The organism is Nonomuraea sp. NPDC049129 (genome assembly GCF_040648495.1).
Lineage (GTDB): Bacteria > Actinomycetota > Actinomycetes > Streptosporangiales > Streptosporangiaceae > Nonomuraea.
Genome location: NZ_JBEZDU010000017.1, coordinates 65,323 through 87,201, shown reverse-complemented (window position 1 = coordinate 87,201; position 21,879 = coordinate 65,323). Strand labels below are relative to the sequence as shown.

General features: G+C 69.5%; 19 protein-coding genes. 10 read left to right on the top strand and 9 right to left on the bottom strand.

Annotated features, from left to right (window positions below; all coding sequences use genetic code 11):
- Positions 1-171: 171 nt before the first annotated feature.
- Together AB0B64_RS40285 and AB0B64_RS40280 are read right to left on the bottom strand one after the other, a co-directional pair.
- Positions 172-456: a hypothetical protein gene (locus tag AB0B64_RS40285; RefSeq protein WP_357952732.1), complete on the bottom strand. Its 285-nt coding sequence runs from the start codon at positions 454-456 to the stop codon at positions 172-174.
- Between the two features lie 195 nt (positions 457-651).
- Entirely contained in the window at positions 652-906 is a 255-nt protein-coding gene (locus AB0B64_RS40280) for a GTP cyclohydrolase I (RefSeq protein WP_358184565.1), read from the bottom strand.
- A gap of 159 nt (positions 907-1,065) precedes the next feature.
- Between AB0B64_RS40280 and AB0B64_RS40275 the strand changes: the two genes are divergently transcribed.
- From AB0B64_RS40275 to AB0B64_RS40265, 3 genes are read left to right on the top strand one after another with little or no spacing between them, the layout of a single operon-like run.
- Positions 1,066-1,437 (top strand): helix-turn-helix transcriptional regulator, encoded by a 372-nt coding sequence (locus tag AB0B64_RS40275; protein WP_358184562.1) that lies wholly within the window; start codon positions 1,066-1,068, stop codon positions 1,435-1,437.
- Positions 1,370-2,473, top strand: coding sequence for a transcriptional regulator (locus AB0B64_RS40270; protein WP_358184848.1), 1,104 nt, complete (start codon positions 1,370-1,372; stop codon positions 2,471-2,473). Before AB0B64_RS40275 ends, AB0B64_RS40270 begins: the two co-directional genes overlap by 68 nt.
- Before the next feature lie 7 nt (positions 2,474-2,480).
- Entirely contained in the window at positions 2,481-2,861 is a 381-nt protein-coding gene (locus tag AB0B64_RS40265; RefSeq protein ID WP_358184559.1) for a hypothetical protein, read from the top strand.
- A gap of 9 nt (positions 2,862-2,870) precedes the next feature.
- Here AB0B64_RS40265 and AB0B64_RS40260 read toward each other — a convergent pair whose 3' ends face one another.
- Both AB0B64_RS40260 and AB0B64_RS40255 read right to left on the bottom strand, forming a co-directional pair.
- A complete protein-coding gene (locus tag AB0B64_RS40260; RefSeq protein ID WP_358184556.1) occupies positions 2,871-3,182 on the bottom strand; it encodes an ATP-binding protein in 312 nt (103 codons plus the stop codon).
- A gap of 39 nt (positions 3,183-3,221) precedes the next feature.
- Positions 3,222-4,337: a branched-chain amino acid aminotransferase gene (locus tag AB0B64_RS40255; protein ID WP_358184553.1), complete on the bottom strand. Its 1,116-nt coding sequence runs from the start codon at positions 4,335-4,337 to the stop codon at positions 3,222-3,224.
- 96 nt (positions 4,338-4,433) lie between these two features.
- Here AB0B64_RS40255 and AB0B64_RS40250 point away from each other — a divergent pair, with 96 nt between their 5' ends.
- Entirely contained in the window at positions 4,434-4,577 is a 144-nt protein-coding gene (locus AB0B64_RS40250; RefSeq protein ID WP_357952737.1) for a hypothetical protein, read from the top strand.
- A gap of 63 nt (positions 4,578-4,640) precedes the next feature.
- On the opposite strand, the gene AB0B64_RS40245 is transcribed toward AB0B64_RS40250, so the two are convergent.
- The 4 genes from AB0B64_RS40245 to AB0B64_RS40230 all read right to left on the bottom strand — a co-directional run bounded on the left by AB0B64_RS40245 (position 4,641) and on the right by AB0B64_RS40230 (position 10,138).
- On the bottom strand, positions 4,641-7,256 hold the full coding sequence (locus tag AB0B64_RS40245; RefSeq protein ID WP_357952738.1) for a hypothetical protein: 2,616 nt from the start codon (positions 7,254-7,256) through the stop codon (positions 4,641-4,643).
- The gene (locus AB0B64_RS40240; protein WP_357952739.1) at positions 7,253-9,091 is read right to left on the bottom strand and encodes an HSP90 family protein; all 1,839 of its coding nucleotides are present in this window, start codon (positions 9,089-9,091) and stop codon (positions 7,253-7,255) included. Before AB0B64_RS40240 ends, AB0B64_RS40245 begins: the two co-directional genes overlap by 4 nt.
- 180 nt (positions 9,092-9,271) lie before the next feature.
- Positions 9,272-9,688, bottom strand: a complete 417-nt coding sequence (locus tag AB0B64_RS40235; protein WP_357952740.1) for an ATP-binding protein — start codon at positions 9,686-9,688, stop codon at positions 9,272-9,274.
- Positions 9,689-9,826: 138 nt separating this feature from the next.
- Complete coding sequence (locus AB0B64_RS40230; RefSeq protein ID WP_357952741.1) at positions 9,827-10,138, bottom strand: STAS domain-containing protein; 312 nt, start codon at positions 10,136-10,138, stop codon at positions 9,827-9,829.
- A gap of 193 nt (positions 10,139-10,331) precedes the next feature.
- Between AB0B64_RS40230 and AB0B64_RS40225 the strand changes: the two genes are divergently transcribed.
- From AB0B64_RS40225 to AB0B64_RS40200, 6 genes are all read left to right on the top strand, one after another.
- Positions 10,332-11,381, top strand: a complete 1,050-nt coding sequence (locus AB0B64_RS40225) for a LacI family DNA-binding transcriptional regulator (protein ID WP_357952742.1) — start codon at positions 10,332-10,334, stop codon at positions 11,379-11,381.
- Between the two features lie 111 nt (positions 11,382-11,492).
- Complete coding sequence (locus AB0B64_RS40220) at positions 11,493-13,658, top strand: CBM35 domain-containing protein (RefSeq protein WP_358184549.1); 2,166 nt, start codon at positions 11,493-11,495, stop codon at positions 13,656-13,658.
- 40 nt (positions 13,659-13,698) lie between these two features.
- Complete coding sequence (locus AB0B64_RS40215; protein ID WP_358184546.1) at positions 13,699-15,795, top strand: alpha-galactosidase; 2,097 nt, start codon at positions 13,699-13,701, stop codon at positions 15,793-15,795.
- Positions 15,796-15,823: 28 nt separating this feature from the next.
- The gene (locus tag AB0B64_RS40210; RefSeq protein ID WP_357952745.1) at positions 15,824-17,146 is read left to right on the top strand and encodes an ABC transporter substrate-binding protein; all 1,323 of its coding nucleotides are present in this window, start codon (positions 15,824-15,826) and stop codon (positions 17,144-17,146) included.
- Between the two features lie 4 nt (positions 17,147-17,150).
- The gene (locus tag AB0B64_RS40205; RefSeq protein WP_358184543.1) at positions 17,151-18,029 is read left to right on the top strand and encodes a sugar ABC transporter permease; all 879 of its coding nucleotides are present in this window, start codon (positions 17,151-17,153) and stop codon (positions 18,027-18,029) included.
- Between the two features lie 28 nt (positions 18,030-18,057).
- Complete coding sequence (locus AB0B64_RS40200) at positions 18,058-18,930, top strand: carbohydrate ABC transporter permease (RefSeq protein ID WP_358184540.1); 873 nt, start codon at positions 18,058-18,060, stop codon at positions 18,928-18,930.
- Positions 18,931-18,985: 55 nt separating this feature from the next.
- Here the strand turns inward: AB0B64_RS40200 and AB0B64_RS40195 are convergent, their stop codons facing one another.
- Positions 18,986-21,796 (bottom strand): AAA family ATPase, encoded by a 2,811-nt coding sequence (locus tag AB0B64_RS40195; protein ID WP_358184537.1) that lies wholly within the window; start codon positions 21,794-21,796, stop codon positions 18,986-18,988.
- Positions 21,797-21,879 lie beyond the last annotated feature (83 nt).

Below are 21,879 nucleotides of genomic sequence, written 5' to 3'. Positions count from 1 at the left end.
CCACGCGCGGACAAGCAGGAGAAGGCCCGGCAGGCAGTCGCGGAGGGAGGGGGGCGACCCTTCCAGGGGTGTGGGCTCGACCACCTGCCGGACGATGAGGCGCGACGAGACGGGGAAGGACCTGCCCTGTCCCCTCCGAACGGGGACTCACCGCTCCGCCGCGCCCGCCTGTTACTTGGCGATGTACTCCGCCAAGACGTTCGCCGCACCCTCCACGTCATCGACCGGATGCCGCTTCTCAGCGCTCTGCCAGGAGAAGTACGCGCCGCCGTACCCGATGAACACCCATACCGGCAGCCCCGGCTCAGGCTTGCGCACCAGAAGCGCGCTGTTGTTGTCCCGCAGGTCGGCATTGACGCCGAGCCTCGTGAGCGCGTCGCGCAACCGCACGAGCAGCTCACTCTCCTCCTGGCTCTGCGGAAAGCCAGATGCCGCCGCCAGCATGATCGGATTCATCTCCCGCTCCTTACGGCCGGGCCGCTTCCGAGGCAGTCGAGACACTCCCGCTCCCCACCCGTGCTCTGATCTCCGTCGTCGCCGCCGATGAGGAGCGCACGGCGCGAGTTGCGCAGCGTGATCTCGCGATCCCGCAAGCAGAGCGGGCGACGTCTTGCTTGTCTCGTCGGGCCGGATCACCGTCGCCACCCCCGTTCATCCGGCGTTCCCTGTGGCGGGAAGCACCCCCACGTGCGCTACACCCGAGAACGGAACCAGATGGTGCGCCCACAGCGAGGTGAACGGCGCATCACGGGCCAGCACCAGTTCGTGCTGCCCTTCCCGATTGGGGAAGGCGGCGAACTCCCACGCCGGGCGGCTGAGCAGTTCCGCCAACCCGGCCACCATCCGGGCCGGCGTCCGGTCAGTGGCCTCGCGCCGATGGCCGCGAGGAGGGCAGCGGCGGCTCATGCGGCCGCTTCCACGTCGATGCCTGGCGATCCCGGGAACAGGTCTGCGGGCAGGCGATTGCGTTCGGGGTGTGCGACGAGCATCTGATCTCCTCCGATCGAATTTCCGGCGAGCACCCCCTTAGCCAATCGCGCGGCAACGGCGCAGGCCACGGCATCAGTGACGCATCCATGCGGCACCTATGCGGCATCGCAGCCGCTGAGCGGGCACGTCCCGTACGCTGCCCTTGACGGGACCACACGTGGGCGGAGGTGCGCTGTGGCGGGCAAACGCAGACGCCTCGCCGATCGAAGGAAGGCGCTCGGCTACAGCCAGGAATACTTCGCTGATCAGCTTGGGATCGACCGGACCACCGCGGGACGGTGGGAGCTGGGGAAGACCGAGCCCTGCCCGTATATCCGGCCCAAGATCTGCGATCTTCTGAAGGTCACCGCGGACGAGTTGGATCATCTCCTGGTTCTTTGTGAAGAACCCGAGAAGCCCTCTCGCCTCCACCTCGACACCGGTCGTCATCGGCCAGGTCGTGACTGAACCCCAACAGAGGGGTGAAGCTGACGACATGTACCGTCGCGAACTCCTCCGCCTGCTGAGCATCGCGGGCACGCTCATGGTGCTTCCCCCGCCGGCCAACGCCGACATCCAGGATTGGGCTGGCCAATCCGACGAAGCCGATGACCTAGAACAGCACGCGTTGCTCAGCAGCCACCTCTGGCAGGTCTTCGCCTTGTCCAAGTCGAAGCGCCTGGTCTACCCGCTGGTCCATGACCAGCTCAAGCTTCTCATCAAGCAGCTGGACCAGGCCCGTTCAGCGCGAGCCCGCCGGCAACTGTGCGTCTTGGCCTGTGACCTTTTCCAGCTTGCGGGAGAGATCTGCTTCGACAGCAACCGCTACACCGACGCCACCTACTGCTACACCATGGCCGTGACCGCCGGCCGCGAAGCTCGCTGCTACGACCGTTGGGCTTGCGCCCTCACTCGCCAGGCGTTCGTCAACATGTACGACCATGAATACCCCGAGGCCACCGCGGTGCTCTCGGCGGCTGCCCGCATCGCCGAGCAGGGCGACAGCCAACTGTCCACACGGCACTGGGTCGCCGCCGTACAGGCCGAGGCATTTGCCAGAGACGGCGACCGAGCAGGCTGTGAACGCGCCCTCGACACCGCCGACCAGGTTCTCGACCTCGCAGGTCCCGTCAGCCCTGGAGGTTGGCTCCGCTTCGACGGCTCCCGCCTGGCTGAGGAACGCGGTACCTGCTACCTCACTCTCGGCCAGACAGACCTCGCCGAGGCATCACTCCTCGCGGCACTCAACCAGGCCACCTCGCTTCGGCGCCGTGGCAGCCTCCTCACCGACCTGGCAGCCCTCGGCATTCAACGCCGCAACATGGATCAATTCCTGCATCACGCGGGGCGCGCCGTGAACGTGGCCGAGCAGACGCAATCCGCCGGATACGTCGGCCGCAAGCTTCACGGCATCCAAAAGCAGCTCCAACCCCTTCTCGCCGACAAGCGGGTGGTCCAGTTGAACGATCGCATCACCCGTCTGTCGGCCCCCGCCCAACACTGAGAGGATCATGATGCTGACTGCGACGGACGAGCAGGGCCGCGCCTTCCGCGAAGCATGGATCGCTGGGGTGAACAAGCACTACCCAGGCGAGCCCAAGTCTTCCTACGTCGCTCCGTGGGAAGAGACGCCCGCGTGGGAACGCCAAGCTGCTGCCGCTGTCTACATCCAAGTGCGGACCTTCGTCGAGGTTAGTGCTGGCAGCACCGCAAAGCTGACCCGCGAACAGAGAGGCCGCTTCGTGGCCCTGTGCTGGATCGCTCAAATCCATAAGCACATTGAAACTCCGAAGCCGTCCTATGTGGCCGATTGGGAGGACCTTCCCGAGTGGCAGCGTGAGACCGACGCGGATATTTTTCAACGTATCGAAGATGACGCTGTGCATCGCTAAGGATCTTGCTCAGGGATGGTCCGGCTGCGGGGGCGTGGCCTCCAGGGTGACGGTGGTGCCGTTGGCATCGCTCTCGATGGTCAGCCGGTTGACCCACTGCCGGGCCTGCCACAGGCTGAGCCGCCCGCGCTCGCCGTCATGGCGCACCGCGTTGGTGGTGATCTCGTTGACCGCCACCACGAACCGGTACAGGTCCGGCCCGGTGAGACCGTGTCGCGCGGCGTACCGCTCCACCAACCGGCGCAGCAGCACGAGCGTGCCGAAGTCGAAGCCGTACCGCGTCTCCGGACGGCACTCTCCGACGGCGACAGAGCCGTGCACATGGGAGCCCACCCCAGGGAATGGCGTCCTTCGCGCAGGTCAGTGCGCTGTCGTGCGCGGATGGTGCACCCAGCCGTGCGGGTCGGGGGCACGGCCGGTCTGTACGGCCATGAGCTTCTCGCGCAACCCGAGGGTGAGGGGACCGGGCCGGCCGTCTGCCATCTGCCAGGCGGTGGTGCGGGTGCGGGCCCGGCCGACGGGGGTGATGACAGCGGCGGTGCCGCAGCCGAAGACCTCGGTGATCGAGCCGTCCGCCGCGCCCGTCTGCCACTCCTCCAGGCTGATGCGGCTCTCGCTGACGGGGTGGCCGAGGTCGCGGGCGAGGGTGAGGACACAGTCGCGGGTGATCCCGGGCAGGAGTGAGCCGGTGAGGGCGGGGGTGGTGATCTCGGCGGCAGGGCCGTGGCCGCGTACGAAGAAGAGGTTCATGGCGCCCACTTCCTCGATCCAGCGCCGCTCGACCGCATCGAGCCAGACCACCTGGTCGCAGCCGTGCTCGGCGGCGTCGTTCTGGGCGAGGAACGCGGCGGCGTAGTTCCCGGCGAACTTGGCGGCGCCGGTGCCACCCGGGGCGGCCCGTACATAGTCCTCGGCGATCCACACCGACAGGGGTCTGATGCCGTCGGGGAAGAACGACCCGGCCGGGGAGGCGATGAGCAGGAACAGGTACTCGGCCGAGGGCCGGACGCTGAGCGTGCTCTCGGTGGCGAACATCAGCGGCCGCAGATACAGAGAATGGTCATCGGCGTCGGGAACCCAGCACCGATCCTGACTCACGAGCAGCTCACATGCCTTCATGAACAGCTCGACGGGTAACTCCGGCATGGCCATCCGGCGGGCGCTCGCCTGGAAGCGGTGCGCGTTGGCCTCGGGCCGGAACAGCGCGACCGTACCGTCCGGCTGCCGGTACGCCTTGAGCCCCTCGAAGATCGACTGGCCGTAGTGCAGTCCCGTGGCGGCCGGGTCGATGGTCAGCGGGGCGTATGGGCCCAGTGCGGCGTCATGCCAGCCCGCCTCGCCGGTCCACTTGATGGTGACCATGTGATCTGTCATGTACCGGCCGAAGCCGGGCGCGGCCAGAATCTGCTGCCGCTCGGCATCAGGACGCAGGTGAGGATGCGGTTTGATGGTGAACTGCGGGAGCGTGAGGGGCATCTGGGTTTCCCTTACGGCGAGTGCTCACCGTGGTGCGCGGTCAGCGGGTGCGGAACGGGTTTCGGAAACAGGCAGGGGTCGAGATCTTCCAAAACCATGAGCAAGCAGCTGCCCGTTGCCCGTGCGTACAGCGTAGACCCACTGGATGCCGGGGTGAATGGCGTCGACGAAGGAGAACGGCACGGCGACCAGTTCGACGTCGCGGTCGAGCTGTACTGGTCAAGCGGGAGCTGCCGATGATCCCGGGCGACGGCGTCGGGGCATCATCATGGCGGTCGGTGAGGGCGTGCCAGTGCCCGCGCGCTAGTCGACGTCGTCGTACTCGTCGAAGCTGTCCGTGATCATCTGCTCGAGTTGCCTCTGCGTCTCTGCGAGCTCCGCCAGCACCTCCTCGGACGGGCTGTGCTCGGCCAGCCCTACCAGTTCGGCGAGGACCGCACGCATCTCGGCGACGCCGGGCCGCTCCGCATCCTGGTGCTCCTCGGAATCAGGCTCGCCCATATAGCGCAGCAACCAGGCCGCCGACCGAAGACAGCGTACGCGCGGGGTGAGTTCGCCGAGTTCGGTCCAGAGCGCGGCCGCCCGCTGATAGGCGGCCAGCGCTTCTGCGGTCTGTCCGGAATACTGCAGAGCTTGGGCGGCGGACCAGGCCAGTTCGGCATGCATGGCTCGTTGGTCCGAATCATTCTGGACCAGCTCCGCACCTTGGAGAAACTGCTCAGCAGCCTCGCGGTGGCGGCCCAGCTCGCCCAGTGATGCGGCGTATTGTCCGCGGGTCATCGCGATGACCGGTGCGTCGTAAGGGATCTCCACCCTCGGGATCACGTCCTCGAACAGTGCCACTGCTTCGGCATGCCTCTCGAGACGGTGATAGGCGCGCGCCGCCGTGAACGTGTTGTGCAGGGTGTCGGGTTCGGACAGGCCATTCCAGCGGGCGGCCGCGGTCAGTGCCGCTCCGACCAGGTCGTGTTCACGGCCGGGCTGTCTCGAGATGGCCTCGACGAGCAGGGAGCTCAGCTGGGCGGTCTGGTCGTGCGGGACGAGATCGGCGCCGTACGTGATCGCCTTCGACGCGAACTCCTCGGCCGCCTTCGGATCGTCGCTCCCGAGGGCGTGCTCGCTGAGCAGGGAGGCGGGATTCGCGGCGCGCCACGGCTGCCCGGCTTCGAGATAACCCGCCACGGCGGCCTGCAGATGGGCACGCGCGCCGTCCTCATCACCGAGCGGGAAGGAGATCCGGGCCAGCAGGTCGTGATACATGGCCATGCGCTCGGTCACCGCGAGTTTCACCGCCACGGCGAGTTCGGCCTCCAGCAGCGCATGGGTGGCCTTGAGCTCGGCCTCGGCCGGGTTCTCCTGCTGCCCCAGCGCCGCCATTGCCATGAGGGGACCGGCTCTTCGCACGCTCAGGTATTCGCGCGAGGTGAGCTTTCCGGCCGCGTACGCGCTTTCCGCCTGCGCCATGACGCTTTCCGCCAATGCCTCGCCTCCGGTCTGGTCCCTGGTCTGGAAGCGCGCCAGGGCCGCGGCGGCGCGGGCCTCCAGAGCCTTGGCAGTGTCGGCGAGCCGGTCGAAGCTCTCGGCGACAGCCAGCAGCGCGTCGTAGGCCGCGCCGGGGTCCGAGTCCAGCAGGGAGAGCACTTTGGCGTACTCGACCTCCGCGACAACGATCTCGGGCAGCGGCAGTTCACTGGCCGCGACGCGTTCCCACGCTCTGTCGGCGTGGGGATGGCGAGTCTCCGACAGGCGCCGCGCCTCTGCGACCAGGCCGTCGAGGCTCGAATCGGTGCCCTTCGGCGGGACCGGTACGGCACGACCGGCCGGCTGCGGCAGCGTCGCCGGGACGCCGAGCGGCAGCCGATCCGCCAACGGCTCCTGGGCGAGGCGCTTGGCGACGCGCTCGCTGAAGACGCTGCTGCCGTTGCGCGCGTCATAGCGGGCGCACAGCTCGCTGATCTCCTGTTCCAACCTGGCGAGAGTCGTCTCAAGAGTCAGCTCGCCGATCCGGATGCCACCGTGGCCCAGCATGGCCAGGCGGCGGAGCAGTACGACGACACCGCTCACGAAGCCGACCCGCTGCGAGACGTCCTCGTGCTGATTCATGAGCCAGGACGCGTGCTCGTTCAGGATCTCCAGGCCACGCGCCTCGTTGCCGGTCAGGGCGCAGAACTCGATGTGGTAGCCGACCGACTCGCGCAGGCTGACATCGTGGCGGACCAGCGAGTATCCCCTGAGGAAGGCGCTGCGAGCGTCCTCGGTTCGCCCGGTGCGCAGCAGGGGAAGCAGTGCCTTGGCCAGGACCCTGTGCGGCTCCTCCGCACATGACCACTCGCCGTCGATCAGCGGCGCCCAGTGGTCCAACGCCCCCGCGTCATCACCCGCCATGACGCGCCACGTGCCCCAGTCGTTGCCCTCGCAGGCTTCGCAGTCGGCCATCTGGTCGCGTGGAGCGGAGATCGACGACTCCATCGCCGCCGCTGCCGTCTCGTCGTCGCCGAGGTGCTGCGCCAGCAGCGAACGCAGGCTGAGCACCGGGCGCGGGCTGTATCCGCGCTGCCGATAGCGGTTCTGCAGCTCGTCGAGCCAGCGGTGGATGGTCGCCAGCGGCACGGCCGGGTTGAGGACGAGGTAGTAGCTCATCCACTTGAGCTCCCAGTGGATGTTATGGCTGAACGTGCCCACCTCGGCTGGGAAGTCGTCGTGAATCTGCAGGAGCCGTCCGAACGCGACCGGCATGCGGTCACGTTCGGCGCCGTCTTCGTAGGCCTGGATGAGAGTGAGCAGCACCTCGGCTTCCAGCGACCGGTCCTCGACCGCCTTGGCCGCGGTGGCGAGCAGTTCCAGGCGTTCGGCTTTCTGGCGTCCGCTCGGCAGCGCGTAGGTCTGACGCAGGGCGTCGCGGATCTCGGCGACGTTCATGCTTTGCCATCCTCTTCAGTGGATTCGGTCACGTTCTGGGAGGCCCAGCCGAGCAGCTCGTCGAAGGCGCGGTTGAGCAGTGCGGTGTCGACCGACCGCAGGGGCCGATGCGTCATCAGCAGCGCCTGGCCGTACAGCGCCTCGACGGCGGTGACGAGGAGTGCGGGATCGCTGATCGTCGCAAGCCGGCGGACCACCGGGCTGCGGTGGTTGAGTACGAGTTGCGCGCGAGGCTCAGCGGACTTGAGCGCCCCCAGGATCTCGGCCCACAGGTCATCCGCGTCGGCGGCGACCTCCGCGCGGGTTCGTTCGTTGCGTGCCTCGCGGGAGTCCAGATGCAGAGCGGACACCGATGCCGGAAAGAACGCGCGAAGGATCACATCGCAGCCCAGCGGGTCAAGCGTGGAGCGCGCCATCGCCATGAACCCGGCCATGGCCAGCTCATTCGCGCTGTCAACCGGGTCGAGCGCGGCGGTGACCACGTCCGAACCGAGCTCCTCGACCACCACTCCCGGCATGACATCAGGGAGCAGCGCGACCAGCTCGCTGTCGTAGGTGTAACCCCCGTTGACGACCGCCACGCCGTGGGCGGCCGCGATCGGCGCGATCTGCCGGAACTCCTCAACGGTGGGCGTGATCCGAACCACGGGGTGTTTCCTGGCGACCTCGGCAAACGTGACTTGACCGTCGGTCGTCTCCAACGTGAGATACGGCAGCATGATCCGGAACAGCTCGGCGTCATGCCTGGCCATCGCCTTCACCCCGAGGCTGTGCACAGCGAGGAAGGCGGCCAGGCGCTGCGGCTCCTGCGCGGCCAGCCCGGTGAGCCAGTCCCGCAGCCGGACACCTAGCGCCTCGCGGACCGCGACCAGCGTCTCGTCCTCGTACAGACCCTCACGCGATGCGGTCGGGCGCAGCGTGTCCGTATCGATCACGCAGCGGACGAAGAACGCCCAGTCAGGGAGCAGGCCGGTGGTCGCGTCGTTGAGCAGCATGCCCTTCAGGTAGACGCGGTGGCGGCCGCTGTCGGCCGGATTCGCCGGCTGCGGCAACACGTAGGCGGCGCCCCTGATCCCGGCCAGCTCCACGTCGAGCTCGACGACGTCGAGCGCGGTGAAGCCGAGCGCGCGCTCGCCGTACTCGATCAGCGCGACCCGGCGTGCGGCGGCCGAATCGTAGGAGCGGTCCCACACCGGCGGGCTGTCCGTGGTGCGGATCGTCCGCCCACTCGTGTCGATCGTCACCTCGTATGGCAGCAGCGAACCGAAGTCGCGGGCAAGGTCGGTGACCACGTCCGGGGCGAACCACCGTTCGGCTCCCGCTCGTGGCGTCAGGGAAACGGTCGTTCCGGGAACGGCGTGCTCATGCGGCGCAAGCCGCCGGACCGAGTACGTCCCATCGGACGCGGCCAGCCACTCAATGCCCGGCGCATCCGGGACGGTGGCAGAACGGCTGATCACCTGGATCCGCTCGGCGACGGTGAAGCAGGCCAGGAGGCCGATACCGAACTGGCCAAGGAACTCGCGGCGAGCCCCTTCCAGGTCATCGCGCTTCGATGACCGGCCGATGGTCGCGAGGAAACGATGGACGTCCGCCTCCGTCAAACCGATACCCGGATCATCGATCCGCAGCCCCGCGTCGTTCAAAGTGATCCGGATGGCGGTGGATGCCGTCGGGTCCATCCGCTGCCGCGCTGTCACCGCGTCGACCGCGTTCTGCAGCAGCTCTCTCAGGTAGACGCGTGGACTGGAATAAAGGTGGTGCGACAGGAGATCAACAAGTCCTCGCAGGTCAACCTGAAAGGAGTGGGCATTTCCCGACTCTTGGTCCAGCATGTGGAAGATCGTAGCGTCAAGCTATGACATTGAACTGATCAATTTCGGCCGCGAGCTCGAACACCGGCATCCTCCCTCCGGGCCTGACAGGGCCAGACGACCACCAGGTTCGCCTTCCGTTCCGTCTCGGCAGCCGGAGGGAATGCCACTTTCGGCAACCGAGCGACTAAAGGATCTAGCTCAGGGACGGTCCGGCTGCGAGGCGGCGGCCTCCAGAGTGACGATGGTGCCGTTGGCGTCGCTCTCAATGGTCAGCCGGCTGACGCACTGCCGGGCCAGCCAAAGGCCTCGGCCGCTGCTGCTGTCGGCCGGTACGGCGTGGTGGCCCTGTGAGTCCGGCCGCGCCAGTCCCGGGCCGTTGTCGGTGACCCGGCAGTAGAGTCGGCCGCCGGTCTGCCACAGGCTGAGTCGCCCGCGCTCGCCGCCGTGGCGCACCGCGTTGGTGGTGATCTCGTTGACCGCTACCACGAACCGGTACAGGTCTCGCCCGGTGAGACCGTGCCGCGCGGCGTACCGCTCCACCAACCGGCGCAGCAGGACGAGCGTGCCGAAGTCGAAGTCGTACCGCGTCTCCAGGGTTTCGGCGGGTTCACTCATCGGCTCGTCCGCCCCGACCGGCGCGGGCAGGACAGGGCGGGGCCGCGGAGCGGAGACCACGGCGGAGCCCAGCCCTCATCAGCCCTGCCCTCTTCAGCCCTGCCCTCTTCAGCCCGGCCGTCTTCAGCCCGGCCCTCCTCAGGCCAGACCGAACGCGGACAGCAGCCCCGTGATGCGCAGCTGGTCGAAGACTCGAGATGTGGGGTGCCGCACGCTGAAGGCCGCCTCGACCTCGGCGGACGCCTTCATCGCGTCCACGAGCACGCCGATCCCGGAGGAGTCGATGAAGGCCACCTCGCCCATCTCGATCCACACCACGGAAGGGCGCTGGTCGAGTACGGCGGCGGAGACCGTGCTCCGCACCCAGGCCGCGTTCGTGAAGTCGATGTCGCCGCGCAGCACCACTTCCAGCGTGCCGTCGGTCACGGTGCCTACCGACACCACCTCCATGCGCGTTCCTTCCTCTGCCGATGCCGAGCACGGCGAGTCTGCCCCCATGATGCGCTCCGGACTGCCGGTCGGCGCTGCCGCATCCCAACATTGTCCGGTACATAGGGGTATTTATCACCCGTCCGGCCGCCACACCACCCGACGACGGCTCCCAGCGGGCAGGCGAGCCGGGGCGGAGCCTTACGATGTGATCGTGAGTCCGAGCCCTCGGCGCGAGCCGCGCTCCGGCGCCCGCAGAGGGGCCGTGCCCAGCATTCGCGACGTCGCGGCCGCGGCGGGCGTCTCCTACCAGACCGTCTCGCGTGTGCTCAACGACTCGCCGCGGGTGCGCCCCGACACCAGGGCGGCGGTGCGCGCGGCCATCGAGACGCTGGGGTTCCGGCCCAACCGGGCCGCGCGGGCGCTTGGCCTGGGGCGCGCTCCGGGCATCACCGTGGTGACGTCCAACACCATGCTGTACGGCTACGCGTCCACACTGCAGGGTATCGAGGAGGCGGCGCGGACCGAGGGCCTGGCCGTGGGGGTCAGGGTCGTGGAGTCGGACTCGCCCGCCGAGATCAAGCAGACCGTCGACTACGTGAGCGACCCGAGCGCGGGCGGCCTGGTCGTCATCGCGTTCGACCCGGCGGGTACGGCGGTGCTGGAGGCGTTGCCGGCGGACATACCGGCGATCGCCGCGACCGAGCCGGTGGCGCCCGACACGGGCCGGGTCACGATCGCGCTGGACGAGCGGGGTGCCGCCGCCGATGCCACCGAGCACCTGCTGGCTCTGGGCCACCGGACCGTGCACCATGTGGCGATCCCGTCCGAGGGGCGCTCCAGCGGCAGGCAGGCCGGTTGGCGCGACGCCTTGTCGCGGGCGGGGGCCGAGATCCCCGAGGTGGTCGGCTCCGGCTGGGACATCCGGGCCGCCTATCTGGCCGGGCAGCGGCTGGCCGGTGATCCGGACGTCACGGCGGTGCTGTGCGGCAACGACGACATCGCCCAGGGCGTGCGCCGCGCCCTCTACGACGCGGGCAGGGACGTGCCCGGTGACGTGAGCATCGTCGGGTTCGACGACATTCCCGGCTCGGCCTTCTGGATCCCCGCGCTGACCACCGTACGGATGGACTTCGTCGGGCTGGGGCGGGCGTGCTTCCTGGCGGCGGTGGCCGAGCTGACCGGCCAGCCGCAGCCCGAGACCGAGCTGACCTCACCCCGCCTCATCGTGCGCGAGTCGACCGCCCCTCCGCGCCACGGCTGAAATCAGCACGTAACAATCCGGCAAAGGGCCCTTCCGCTCCTGCCGTGTGACCGCTCACACTCCATGTGACCGGTCACATGGCCGCTCCTCTCCCGGCAGGAGGTACTCCCGTTGACTTCGTTCCGGCTCCTGGGTGTCACGACCGTCGTCTCCGCGCTCGTCTCGGCCCTGCTCTGCGCCGCCGCCCCCGCGCAGGCCGCGTCCCCTGCCCTCGTCGTCGACCTCGCCTCGGACACGGGCCCGCTGAAGTACGGCGCAACCGGCTTCCTGTACGGCCTGGGCAACGACGGAATCCCCACCGACACCATGCTGGCGGCCCTCAAGCCCCAGGTCACCGCGCAGAAGGCGCCCGACGGCCGCCAGCATCCCAACGGCGACGCCCTCCAGATCGCCCCCATGTTCAAGCGCACCGGCGGCCGTGACATCCAGGTCTACATGCAGGACGTCTACCGCCAATGGCCGTACGAGAACCTCGGCATCGACGACTACCTGGCCAAGGTCGACACGATGACCCGCAAGATCGTCGCGGACCCGTACCGGACGTCGTACGTGTACGTGCCCTTCAACGAGCCCGACCAGATCTGGTACCAGGGCAACCTCAACGGCCTGCTCGACGCCTGGAAGCGCGTCTACCAGAAGATCCGCTCGATCGACCCGGCCGCCCGGATCGCGGGCCCCAACTTCGCCAGTTACCGCTCGGCCGACCACCGCGCGTTCCTCACCTACGCCAAGGCCAACAACGTGCTGCCCGACGTCTTCACCTGGCACGAGCTCGGCAACGACTTCTTTACCAGCTGGTACGACCACCACGCCGACTACCGGGCCATCGAGACGAGCCTCGGCATCAGCCCCCGGCCCATCGCGATCAACGAGTACGCCCGCTCCTCCGGCGACCTCGGTGTGCCCGGCAACCTGGTCCAGTACGTGACCCGGTTCGAGAACAGCAAGGTGGACGCCTGCCTGGCCTACTGGACCACGGCCGGAGCGCTCAACGACCTGGTGACCAGGAACAACCAGGCCACCGGCGGGTGGTGGCTGTACAAGTGGTACGGCGAGCTGACCGGCCACACGGTCACCGTCACCCCGCCCACCAGGAACGGCTCCCTGCAGGGGCTGGCCGCCCTGGACCCGGCCAGGAAGCAGGCCCGGGTGATCTTCGGCGGCTCGCTCAACGTTAGCGACACCTATGCCGCCGACGTCGTGGTCAAGGGCATCGCCTCGGCCCCGTACCTCGGTAGCTCGGTCCACGTGACGGTGTGGGGGGTGAACAGCACCGGCCTCAACGCCTCCCCGGGCCCGGCCCTGATCCACGAGGGCGACTACACCGTCTCGGGCGGCCAGATCACCGTCCCGCTCACCGGACTGAACGGCGCCGCCGCGTACCAGGTCATCGTCACCCCGAACACCGACCTGACGCCCGCGGGCCCGGCCACCCGCTACCAGGCCGAGTACGCGGCGCTCGGCGGCACCGCCCGCGTCACCTACGGCCCCAACACCGGCTACTCCGGCACCTCCTTCTCCGAGGGGTACGGCGCCAGCGACACGGCCGCGACCACGTTCGTGGTGAGCGCGCCCAATGACGGCTACTACAACCTGGGCCTGCGTTACTCGGCGGGCCCGTACACCGGCGCGCCGCAGAACCGGGCCGCCCGCCTGGTGCTCAACGGCACCGCGTTAACCGACCTCACGCTGCCGGGAACCGCCGACTGGAACACCTGGAACACCGTGACGACCAAGGTGTTCCTCCAGGCCGGCGTCAACCGGGTCGGCGTGCACGCCTTCACCACCGACGACCGCGACGCCGTCAACCTCGACTACCTGGACGTGACCGCCACCACCGGCACCGTCACCGCCTATGAGGCCGAGAGCGGCGCCAACGTCCTGGGCGGCACGGCCGTGGTCGGCGCCAACGGCGCCGCATCCGGCGGCTCGTACGTCGGCTACATCGGCAAGGGCGCCGCCAACATCCTGCGCTTCACCGGCGTCAACGCCCCGGCCGCCGGCCGCTACCGCGTGGTGATCACCTACGCCAACGGCGAGCTGGGCGAGGGCGCGTCCAACTACAACACCAACATCGTGGACCGCTACGCCGACATCCGCGTCAACGGCGGCGCGGCCACCCGGGTCTACTTCCGCAACACGCTGGGCTGGTCGAACTTCCGTACCACCGTGATGACCGCCGACCTCAGGGCCGGCGCCAACACGATCGAGTTCGGCAACGCCGCCGCGTACGGCCCCGACGTCGACCGGATCCAGATCGCCGCCGCCCTCGGCTGACGCCTGTCTCACAACCACCGCACAACCGAAGGAGAGTTACGTGAAGCCTGCCGACGTGGTCGAGACCCTGCGCTGGGGGCATGGCGCCCTGGCGGCGGTGGTGGAGATCCACCCGGACCGGCCGGTGGCCCTCCAGAGGCTGGGACCGCCCGGCGCCGCGCCGTCCCGTCTGTCGCAGCCGCTGGTCGAGGTCCTGATCCCCGGCGAGGGCCGGGCCAAGGCCTCGCAGCGGCTGTCGGAGACGGCGGTCGGCTCCCGGTTGCGGTACGCGGGCGCCGAGCAGAGCCGCGACGGCGACTGGCACACGCTGCGCGTCGCGCTGCGCGACGAGGTGTCCGGGCTGGCGGCCGAGCTGACGCTGCGCTCCTTCGACGGCGTGGCCGCCTGCCAGGCCCAGGTACGGGTGACCAACCAGGGCACGGACCCGGTGCTCCTGCTCGCCGTGTCCTCCTTCGCTGGCGGGTTCCTCGGCCGCCCGGTGAGCGAGGTGGACGTCCTGTCCGCCGACAGCGAGTGGCTGGGCGAGAGCAGGTGGAGCAGGCGGCCGCTCGGCGAGCACATCGCCGACCTCGGCCTGGCCGCGCACGGCCAGCACGGGCGCGGCCGGTACGCGCTGAGCAGCACCGGCACCTGGTCCAGCGGGCGGTACGTGCCGATGGGCGGGCTGGCCGACCGGCGCACCGGCCAGACCTGGCTGTGGCAGATCGAGCACAACGGCGCCTGGGGGTGGGAGACCGGTGAGCGGCTGGACGGCGTGTACGTGGTGGCCACCGGCCCCACCGACGCCGACCACCAGTGGAGCCAGACCCTGGCCGCGGGGGAGTCCTTCACCACGGTGCCGGTCTCGGTCGCCGTCTCGGACGACGGGCTCGAGGGCGCGGTGGCCGCGCTGACCGCGCACCGCCGCGCGCTGCTGCGCCCGCACCCCGACAGGTCCGCGCTGCCTGTCGTGTTCAACGACTACATGAACACCCTGATGGGCGACCCGACGACGGCCAAGCTGCTGCCGCTGGTGGACGCCGCCGCCGCGGCCGGGGCGGAGATCTTCTGCGTCGACGCGGGCTGGTACGACGACGACGGCGCCTGGTGGGACAGCGTCGGCGCGTGGGAGCCCTCCCGGACCCGCTTCCCCGGCGGCATCCAGGAGGTCCTCGGCCACATCAGGGACCGGGGGATGACGCCGGGGCTGTGGCTGGAGCCCGAGGTGATCGGCGTACGCAGCCCGATGGCCGACAAGCTGCCGCCCGAGGCGTTCCTGCAGCGCGGCGGCCGGCGCGTGGCCGAGCACGGCCGCTACCACCTGGACCTGCGCCACCCCGCGGCCACCGGGCACCTGGACCAGGTGGTGGACCGGCTGGTGGAAGAGCTCGGCGTCGGCTACTTCAAGCTCGACTACAACATCAACCCGGGCGCCGGCACCGACCTGGACGCCGACAGCGCCGGCGCCGGGCTGCTGGCCTGCAACCGGGCCCACCTCGCCTGGCTGGACGGCGTCCTGGACCGGCACCCCGGGCTCGTCCTGGAGAACTGCGCGTCGGGCGCGATGCGCATGGACTACGCGCTGCTGTCCCGGCTGAACCTGCAGTCGACCAGCGATCAGCAGGACTTCCTGCGCTACCCGCCGATCGCCGTGGCCGCGCCGCTGTCCATGCTGCCGGAACAGGCCGCCAACTGGGCGTACCCGCAACCGGACATGACGGACGAGGAGCTCGTCTTCACCATGTGCACCGGCGTGCTGGGGCGGCTCTACCTGTCGGGCAACCTGCCCGCCATGAGCGCCGCCCAACTCGACCTGGTGCGGGCGGGCGTACGCGCGCACCGCGACCTGCGCGCCGACCTGGTGCGCGCGATCCCGTGCTGGCCGCTCGGCCTGCCCGGCTGGGCCGATCACTGGCTCGCCCTCGGCCTGCGCGCCGGGGACACCACCCATCTCGGGCTGTGGCGCCGCCCCGGCGCCGCCGAGACCTCGGTCCTGTCGCTGCCCCACCTGGCCGGGCGGGCCGTCCAGATCGAGACCGTCTACCCGGGCGATAAGGCAGGATGGGGCCACTCGTGGGACCCGCAGACCGCCGAGCTGTCCGTGACCAGCACCGTTACCGGACCGACCGCCCGAATCCTGAAGCTCCGCACCCTCTGACCCCCCACGGACCAAAAGGAAACACACCGTGAAACTCACCGCGATCACGGCCGCGGCCGCCACCGCGCTCCTGACCCTCACCGCGTGCAGCGACCCGGCCTCCGGACCCGCCGCCACCCCGGCCGGGAGCGGGCAGCCCGCCGCCTGGGCCGCGCCCACCGGCCGGCTCGACGGCACCACGCTCACCATCTGGGCCGCCCAGAACAGCAACACCGTGCCCAAGGCCGTGACCGACGCCTTCACCCAGGCCACCGGCGCCAAGGTCGACGTGGTCACCATCCCGGACCCGTACGAACAGGGCGTACAGACCAAGGTGGCCACCGGCGACAAGCCCGACCTGGCCTTCTGGCAGCCGACCGCCTCCATGCTCACCGCACTGAACGCCAGGACCAACCTCCAGCCGCTGGACGGCGCCCCCTGGATCGCCTCGATGACGCCCGAACTACGCGACATCACCGGCCTGCTGGACAAGACCCGCTACGCCGCCCTCATCACCAGCCCGGCCGTCGAAGGCGTCTACTACAACAAGGAGGTCTTCGCCGCCAACGGCATCACCGCGACGCCCAAGAACTTCGACGAGATGGTGGAGACGGCCCGCAAGCTCAAGGCCAAGGGCGTCACCCCGTTCTTCGAGATGGCCGGCGACAAGTGGGCCACCCAGTGGTGGGTACAGGTGCAGCTCGCCGACGCCGCCCGCGACGGCTTGTGGGACCGGGTCAACACCGGCAAGGAGACCTTCTCCGACAAGACCATCCTGGACGCGATCAAGAAGTACAAGGCGCTGATCGGCGAGGGCCTGTTCAACTCCGACATCAAGACGGCGAAGTTCGAGGACCAGGGCGCGGCGCTGCTGTCGGGCAAGGCGGCGATGGCCGTCCAGGTGAACTCCTTCTTCGGTCAGCTCCAGGCCAAGGCCGACACCGCGACGCTGGACAAGAAGATCGGCTTCTTCCCGATCTCGCCGTCCGGCAACATAGGCACCTTCATCCCCGACCAGAGCAACGCGCTGGTGGCCTTCAGGACCGGCGACGCCAAGCGCGAGGCGGCGGCCCGCCAGCTGCTGTCGTACTGGATGGGCCCCGGCTACCAGGGCTTCGTCGCCGACCGGAAGACCGTCTCGCTGCGCGCCGACGTGCCGAGCCCGGCGGGCGTGCCGCAGGCGCTGCTCGACGTGCACAAGTCGCTCGGCGACGCGGTCGGCTCGATGCAGGCGCTCGCGGTGGCCAACCCCGACCTGTACCTCAACCTGGCCGACATGATCACCGGCAGCCTGACGCCCGAGCAGGTGGCCGCCGCGACCCAGAAGCAGTTCGCCCAGCTCGCGAAGGCGGCTGGCGCGTCCGGGTTCTGACCACATGTCCGCTACCAGCGCGCGCCACACGCATCCGATGTGGTTCCTGATCCCGGCCTTCGCGATCCTGTTCGTCTTCTTCTTCCTGCCGACCCTGTTCAACTTCATCTACGCCTTCACCGACTGGTCCAGCTTCAAGAGCGAGATCCGCCCCGTGGGGCTGGACAACCTCACCGACCTGCTGTCGGACGGCACACTGTTCAGCGCGCTGCGCATCACGGTGAGTTACGCCGTCCTGGTGGCGCTGTTCCAGAACCTGTTCGGGTTCGGCCTGGCCGTGCTGCTGGAGCGCGACACCTGGCTGAACCGGGTCGCCCGGCTGTTCTTCCTCATCCCGGTGCTGATGTCGGCGCTGGCGGTCGGCTACGTCTTCCAGGCGCTGCTGAAACCCAACGGCAGCCTGAACGGCCTGCTCGGCGGCCTGCTCGGCCACCCGGTGAGCGTCGCCTGGCTCGGCGACACCACCTGGACGCTGGTCGTGGTCTCGGTCATCCACGCCTGGAAGTGGATGGGGCTTTCCATGCTCATCTACCTGGCCGGGCTGAAGACCGTGCCGGAGGACGTCACCGAGGCCGCCAGGATGGACGGCGCCTCGCCCTGGCAGGCGTTCTGGTCGATCCGCTTCCCGCTGCTGGCGCCGGCGGTGACCTTCAACGTCGCCACCGCGCTGCTCGGCTCGATGAACGGCTTCGACATCGTCCAGGCCACCACCGGGGGCGGGCCGGCGCGCAGCACCGAGATCCTCAACATCTTCATCTACCGCACCTTCGGCCAGGGCCTGTTCGCGCAGGCCACGACCATGAGCCTGGTGCTGTTCCTGCTGGTCGGGCTGCTGGCCTTCCCCGTCATCCGGATTCTGCGCAAGCGGGAGAAGATCCTGTGACCGTTCGTACGGGCGGGAGTGTCCGCCCATGACCATCCCCGCTTACGGCGTCCGCGGCCGCCGGGTCCGGCCGCCCCGCGCGAGCGGCCTCGCGGCGCGGCTGCGTCCCTTCGCCGTCGTCGCGCTCGTTGTCACCGTGATGGGCGTGCCGCTGTGGCTGATCGTCTCGACGGCGGCCAAGTCACAGTCCGAGGCGCTCTCGCCGGACCTGTCGCTCCCGTCGCGCTGGCTCCTGTGGGACAACCTCGCGCAGGTGTGGACCCAGGGCGACATCCCGGCCGCGTTCCTCGGCAGCGTACTGATCGTGGTCCCGGCCGTCGCCCTGGTCCTGACGTTCGGCTCGATGGCGGCGTGGATCCTGGCCCGCCGGGCCACCCGGCTCAACGCCGTCCTGTACGCGCTGGCCATCAGTGGCATCGTGCTGCCGCCCGCCGTGGTGACGATCGTGCTGCTGCTGCGCCAGCTCGGCCTGGCCGGCACCCTCACCGGCATGATCGGCGTCTACGTCGGCATCTACCTGTCGACCGTCGTCTTCTTCGTCACCGGCTTCGTCCGTACGGTGCCGCTGTCGATCGAGGAGGCCGCGCGCATGGACGGCGCGGGCCCCGTGCGGGTCTTCGTCTCGGTCATCCTGCCGATGCTGCGCCCGGTGCTGGCCACCGCCACGATCCTCATCTGCCTGTACGTGTGGAACGACGTCTTCTACGCGTTCTTCGTCATCGGCGGACGGATGGACACGCTGCCCCTGAACCTGTTCCAGGTGGCCAACGCCGGGCTCTACCTCAACAACTGGCACCTGATCTTCGCCTACATCATCCTGATGAGCCTGCCGTTGCTGGTCGTCTTCGCCGTGGCGCAGCGCAAAATCATCTCCGGGATCACCGGGGGCGCGGTGAAGTGACGCCTATCAGGGGCAGGCCAGGACGGCACCCCAACCCGGCGTACGGCAGGCGCGCTCAATCGAGAAGTCGTCCGCCTTCTCCGAGATCGAGCGTGGCCAGCTCGGCCCGGGACGCCACTCCGAGCTTCGGGTACGCCTTGTACAGGTGATAGCCGATGGTCCGCGGACTGAGGAAGAGTTGTGCGGCGATGTCCCTGTTACTCATGCCCCTGGCCGCCATTCGGATGATCTGCAGTTCCTGGGGCGTGAGCCGGTCCAGCGCTCCGGGGGGAACATGTCCCCCCATGATCTGGCGTTCCCCTGCGGCGCGCAGCTCCGCGCGAGCGCGGTCGGCCCACGGACGCGAGCCGAGCCGTTCGAAGATCTCCATGGCGGACCGCAACTGATGGCAGGCGTCCGCGCGCCGCCGCAGCCGCCGCAGCCACTCGCCGTAGAGCAGTTCCGTACGGGCCCGCTCGAACAAACGGCCGCCCCGCAGGTGCAGCCGAAGCGCCTGTTCGTAGTGCCGCTCGGCCTCCTCGTCCGGGGCCAGCAGTGCCCGGCAGCGCAGTGCCACCGCGCCGGCCCAGGGCACGGGGTTCTGCGCGGCCCACATCTGCACCCGTTCAGAGGCCACCTTCGCGAAGTCGTTCCGACCGGCCCGCACCGCCGCCTCGACCAGGTCCGGCATACGGTGCATGACCATCACGGTACGGGCGGCGGGCCCGAAGGCGCCGAACTCCTCGGCCCTGTGCAGAGCCGCCTCCGGCCGCCCCAAGGCGAGATCGAGCAGGTTGAGTGAGACGCATCGCATGCCTCCCGTGGCGGCGTCGCGAACGCCGGCGATCTCTTCCGCCAGCGCCCGGCAGCGTTCTTCGTCGCCTTCGATCGCGGCCAGGTAGGTCATGACTCCGGTCAGCAGAGCCGCGTAGTGCCCCTGGTCGGTGTCACGCGCGATGCGCAGTCCTTCCTTGGCGCTGGCCAGGGCGTCACGGTGCAGCCCGAGGAACATCTGGGAGCGGGCCACGAGGACGAGCGCCAGCGGCAGGAGTCCGATCGCGCCCTGGGCGCGACATTCCCGCTCGATGCTCGCGGCCCTTTCGTAGGCGACCAGGTCGTCGCCGATCACCAGGTCCCAGATGGCGAGCTGGGCGCGTTCCTGGAGTTCCACCGGCTCGGAGCTGTCGCGTAAGCCTTCGATCAGGTCACGCAGCCACGCCAGGCCCGTCGGTGGGTCCTCGGCGGCCAGGCCGCCCATTCCCGCGAGCACTCGCGTCAACGGCCGCAGCCGGCCCGCGGTGGGGAGGCGCAATTGGGATACGCGTGCCGCCGTCTGAGTGAGAGCGGTGTAGTCGCTGCCGATCCAGGCGGGGGTGAGTGCTTCGAAGTACAGCGTGATGGCCACGTCCTCGGCCTGCTCGATGACGGTCTCAGCCGCCTGGGCGAGCAGCGTGTGGGCGGTCTGCGCGTGACCGTGCGCCATCGCGACCATCGCGCGAGTCCGGGCGAGAAACGCCAGCATCATCGGGTCGGTCACATCTGATGCCGCCCGGTCGGCGAGGTCGGCCGCACGTGCGTACAGCCCGGCCTCCGCGGCCGCCGCCGCGGCCGCGGAGAGACGACGGCCTCGGTCGCGCGGGTCGGGGCTCAGCTGGGCCGCGCGACTGAAGGCCGCCGCCACCGCCGCGTGCCCTCCTCTGGTACGGGCATGCTCCGCGCTGCGTTCCAGCGCCGCGGCGGTCTCCTCGTCGGGCCCTGTCGCCGCCTCGGACAGGTGCCAGGCCCAGCGATCCACGTCGCCGGTACGTCCGGCCAAGGTCTGCGCCAGGGCGCGGTGGACCGCCAGCCGCGGTACCAAGGAAGCGACGTGGTAGGCGGCGGCACGTACGAGCGGATGCCGGAAGCGGATGCGGCCGTCACCGACGTGGATCAGGCCCGCGGCCTCGGCGGCGTCGACGTCTGCCAGGCCGGCGCCGAGTTTGCCTACCGCTCCCAGCACGACGTCGAGGTCGCCGGTGTCGTCCGCGGCGGCCACCAGCAGCGCGGTCTGAACGCCCTCCGGCAGCCGCGTGATGCGGTCACGGAAGGCCTGATGAACGCGGCCGGGCGCGGGACCGGATCCGATGCCGATGGCCCGGATGGGTGACTCGCCGGCGCGTTGCGCCTGGGTGAGGAGCGTCGGGAGCTCCAGCAGGGCCAGAGGGTTGCCCTGCGCCTCTTCGAGCAGGTGCGCACATGCCTGCGGGGCCAGGTCGCCGGCGTGCTTGGTCAGCAGTTCGGCGGCGCACCCCGCGTCGAGCCCCGACAGGTGCAAGTCCGGCACGCCGACGGCGGGAAACACCTGCTCGTCCTCGCGGGCGGCGAAGATGATCACGACGCCTTCCGCCTCCAGGCGACGGGCGGCGAACAGCAACGCCTCCGCCGACGCGTGATCGAGCCACTGCGCGTCATCCACCAGGCACAGCAGCGGACGCCGCTCCGCGAGATCGGCCAGCAGGGTGAGCACCGCCAGCCCGGCCAGAAACCGATCCCCGCCCGATGCGCGCCCCATACCGAGCGCGCCCCGCAGCGCCCCCGCCTGCCCGTCGGGCAGCCGGCCGATGCCGTCGAGCGCGCCACGCAGGAGGAGGTGCAAGCCGGCGAAGGGCAGTTCCATCTCCGGCTCGAAACCCGCTCCGCGCAGCACGCGGATCTCGTCATCGGCCGCCTCGGCGGCGTAGTCGAGCAGCGCCGACTTGCCGATCCCGGCCTCGCCACGCACCACCAGCACCCCGCTCCTGCCGGAGCGGGCGTCCACGAGCAGCCGATCGATGGCCACCTGCTCCTCCACCCGCCCTATGAGCATGACCGATCCCATCCGCTCGACGCTGTCATGGCGAGTTCCCACGCTATAGATCCAAGTCTGGTCGCGAATCCGTCAGTGGCCTTCAGCAGCGCATCATCGAGGTACCGGGTGCGCACCGCCACCCG